Source organism: Streptomyces sp. (genome assembly GCF_035644915.1).
Classification (GTDB): Bacteria; Actinomycetota; Actinomycetes; order Streptomycetales; family Streptomycetaceae; genus Streptomyces.
The window spans coordinates 1-4029 of the sequence record NZ_DASQNP010000187.1; the positions used below are offsets into that span (position 1 = coordinate 1).

Below are 4029 nucleotides of genomic sequence, written 5' to 3' on the forward strand. Positions count from 1 at the left end.
CGACGCGACCGCCGCCAACTGATCGGCACGGTCCCGCGGGAACCCCTCGGACATGGCCAGAAGGAGGCCGTCGGCGGAGACCACCACCGTGTGCGACACCCCCGGGGTGTTCTCCACGAAGTTGGTGATCAACCAGTTCAGGTTCTGCGCCGCCTGGCTCATCGGGCTCACACTAACGCTCCTGATCGTAGGTGCTGCCGGGGCCGTAGCCCGGTCGGTCATTCTGGGTGGCGTCCGAGCCGCCCGCGGTGCGTCCCCGCCGGACGCCGCGGTGCAGGTTGCTCAGCCTGCCGCGGACGTCCTCCGGGGCGCGGGAGACCTGGGGGCCGCCCTGGGGTGCCTGTTCCGGTTCCGCGGCGCCCGCGACCAGGTTGGCCTTGGGGACGCGGCGGGGCAGGCCGGAAGGGGTGACTCCGCCGGCCTTGGGGTCGCGGAGCCGCTCCGCCCGCTGCCAGCGCTCGTCGTTCGCCGTGCGCCATGTGGAATCGTCGGAACGATCCTCCTGCCGTGGCACCTCCGGTGATTCCGCTTGTGGCTGGTACTGCGGAGCCGGCGCCTCTCCGGGCTGCTGCCGCTTCCGTTCCCGGCGCGGGAGTCCTGCGCCGGTCAGGGAGGAGGAGCCGTCCGTGGAGGGGCCCGGTCGGTCGAAGCCTACGCGTTCCCGGTCGTCTTCGGGAGCACTGGGTGCGGATTCCGCTTCCGCTCCCCGCGCGGTGCCCTGACCGGGGTCGTAGGAGTTCTCACCGTATCCGGTCCCATAGCCCGACGGGTACTCCTGCCGCTGGTGATCGGCCTGGTATTCCTGCTGCCCGGGCTCGGTCCGGTAGTCGGTCCGGTAGCCGTCCTGCTGCCCGGCCCGGTACTCCGCTTGGTACCCGGCCTGCTGCCCGTACGCGGTTTCCTGGGGGAAGCCGCCCGGCGTGCCGTACTGGCCCGTCTGCTCGGGGTCGTAGGCGGCGTGCTGCGGGGAGGCGTACTGCTCCTGGCCGCCCTGCTCCGCCGTCCCGTAGCCCTCGTAGCGGCCGTCCTCCGGATACCGCGCCTGCTGCGCCTCCAGCGCCGCCCGGCGCTCCTCGCGCATCAGCGACCGGCCCACGGGGTCGAGCACGGAGGAGTCGTTCGGCGCCTGGCCCGGGGAGCCGTAGCGGGAGTCGTCGAAGCCGAGATCGGCGGCGGAGAGCTGGCGCCGGCCGCCCTCGTGGCTGGGCTCGACGGCCTGCGGCTGCTCCGGGACGATCCGGGAGACGGTGAAGTCCTCCTCGAACTGCTCCTCGCCGCCACCGCCGTGGGTGATCTCCTCCGGGAGCATCACCAGCGAGGTGGTACCCGTCTGCTCGCCCGAGGGGCGGAGCTGGACCCGGATGCCGTGCCGGGCGGCGAGGCGGCCGACCACGTACAGGCCCATGCGCTGCGAGATGGCCGCGTCCACGGTCGGCGGGTTGGCCAGCTTGTGGTTGATGTCGGCGAAGTCCTCGGGCGTCAGGCCGATGCCCTTGTCGTGGATCTCGATCATCACGCGGCCGTCGGGCAGCCGGGTCGCGGTGACGCGGACCTTGGTCTGCGGCGAGGAGAACGAGGTGGCGTTCTCCAGCAGCTCGGCCAGCAGGTGCACCAGGTCGGTGACGACGGCGCCGTGGATCTCGCTCTCCGGGACGCCGGACAGCTCGATGCGCTCGTAGTCCTCCACCTCGGAGGAGGCGGCGCGCAGCACGTCCACCAGCGGCACCGGCTGGTTCCAGCGGCGGCCGGGCTCCTCGCCCGCCAGGACGAGGAGGTTCTCGCCGTTGCGGCGCATGCGGGTCGCCAGGTGGTCCAGCTTGAAGAGGTTCTCCAACTGGTCCGGGTCGGCCTCGTTGTTCTCCAGCTCCGTGATGAGGGCGAGCTGGCCCTCGATGAGGCCCTGGTTGCGGCGCGAGAGGTTGGTGAAGATCGCGTTGACGTTCCCCCGCAGCAGCGCCTGCTCGGCGGCGAGCCGGACGGCCTCGCGGTGGACCTGGTCGAAGGCCCGGGCGACCTCGCCGATCTCGTCCCGGCTGTCGATCGGGATGGGCCGGACCCGGGTGTCGACCTTGCCCGGGTCGGTGCGGGAGAGCTGGTCGACCAGCATCGGCAGCCGCTGCTGGGCGACGTCGAAGGCGCCGTCGCGCAGACGGCGCATGCTGTTGCTCATCGAGCGGGCCATCATCCCCGCGATGACGAAGGCGGTCAGCAGGGCGACCAGCACGATGACGGAGTTGACGACGGCGTCCCGCTTGGCGTCGGCGGCGATCTGCCCGGTCTCCTCCACCGCCCGGTCGGTGAGCTCCTTCTCCACCACGCGGTAGGCGTTGAACGTGCCGGTGGCGACCGTGTACCAGTTCTCGGCGGTGACGCCGCGGGCCCGCAGCGCCTGGGGGGAGGCCCCGGAGGCGATGGCCTGGATCATCTTGTCGGTGGGGGGCGGGCCGACGAAGGTCTCGCCGGCGGACTCCGCCTCCTGCCTGGCCTCGCCGAGCCGCTCCTGGCTCTCCGAGGCGGCCGCGGCCATCTCCTCCTGCAGGCGCTTCCAGTCCTCCGGGGTGCCGCCGCCGCGGTACTCGTCGACGGCGATGCGCTCCAGGTAGGCGTACGAGCTGAAGGCGGTGAGCTGGCGCCGCTTGTCGTCCGCGCCCGGCCCGGGCTTGATCAGCAGGTGGGTGCCGATGGCGCGCTGGAGGGAACCGGCGGCCTTGGCCAGCGAGATGGCGTAGACGGTGCGGCCGTAGGAGGTGATGTTGCCCGTGCCCAGCCCCAGCTCGTTGGCGAACTCCATCAGCGGGTGCTGGAGCTGGACGTAGCCCTCCTCGGTCTCCACGCCGCCCAGGCGCTCGGTGTACGCGGCCTGGCGCAGTTCGGAGAGTTTCGGTTCGACCCGGGTGAACGCCGCCAGGCGGCGCTTGAGGCCCTGGTGGTCGGGCATCTGGTCGACGCGCCGGTGGAACTCCTCGCGCGCGGCGTCGGTGACACCGCGCACCTCCTCGATCACCGGGTCGTCGGTGTTGCCCTGGAGGAGCGGCGCGGCGGTGCGGTCGCGCTCGTCGATCAGGGCGTGGGCGTACGCGGCGGCGGCCCGCACCAGTTCGGCGGTGCGCTCGGCCTCCTCGGCCTCGCGCAGCGTGTCCAGGGAGTTCTGCACCCGGAAACCGCCGAAGACGAGGGCGACGAGCACGGGTATGAGCAGGATCGCGTTCAGTCTGGTGGCCACACGCCAGTTGCGGACCGCGAAACGACCACCGGCGCCCGTTCCCCCGCCGTCCCCGGGCAGGTCGGAGGGCACCTCCGCGGCGCGCTGCGGCGGCGTGAAGTTGCCCCGCGGCTCCCGGGGCGGGGAGCTGGATTTGCTTCGCCTCACTCGACCAAACCTCTCGGCTTCAGCCCATCGTCCTCGATGAAACCGTAACTACTGCTGAGTTCAGCGAATTTCAGCACGCCAGGCAGAAGCTTTCCAAACACCTGGACCACTGATGACGCCCCGCGATACACGGAGAATAAAAAGGGCATTGCACCCGCTCACTAACAAATGGGGGAAATTTTGTGCGCGCAGGGGAGCGGCGTGCTCGCGCCGAGTGTTCCCGGCGCCCCAATATCTCTGTCGAAACGTTATGAAGGTCGGACGGGTGGGGTGCGGGACCCCACCCGCCGCGGCTACCCATCGGTAACTCCCCATCGCCGTACGCGTCGTGCCCCCAAGGCCCGGCTCGGGGCGCGGTCGGCGGGGGTCAGCGCAGACGTGCCAGGAGTGCGTGCTCGACGAGCGTGATCAGCGTGCTCTTGGCCTCCGCACGGTGCCGGGCGTCGGTGGTGATGATCGGCGCGTCCGGGCCGATCTGCAGCGCCTCGCGCACCTCGTCCGGCGTGTACGGCTGCTTCCCGTCGAAGCCGTTGAGCGCGATCACGAACGGCAGGCCCGAGTTCTCGAAGTAGTCCACCGCCGGGAAGCAGTCGGCCAGCCGGCGGGTGTCCACCAGCACCACCGCGCCGATCGCGCCGCGCACCAGGTCGTCCCACATG

The 4029-nt window shown here is 71.3% G+C and carries 3 protein-coding genes; all 3 read right to left on the minus strand.

Going from position 1 to position 4029, the window contains the following annotated elements:
* The coding region (locus VE546_RS21080) for a roadblock/LC7 domain-containing protein (protein WP_324924688.1) at positions 1-171 on the minus strand (171 nt) is incomplete at its 3' end.
* A 1-nt stretch (position 172) separates the two neighbouring features.
* Positions 173-3370 carry a nitrate- and nitrite sensing domain-containing protein gene (locus VE546_RS21085; protein WP_324924684.1) on the minus strand — a complete coding sequence of 1066 codons (3198 nt, stop codon included), beginning with the start codon at positions 3368-3370 and terminating at the stop codon, positions 173-175.
* 367 nt (positions 3371-3737) lie between these two features.
* Positions 3738-4029 (minus strand): GTP-binding protein (locus VE546_RS21090; protein ID WP_324924686.1); only part of this gene is annotated, 292 nt, incomplete at its 5' end.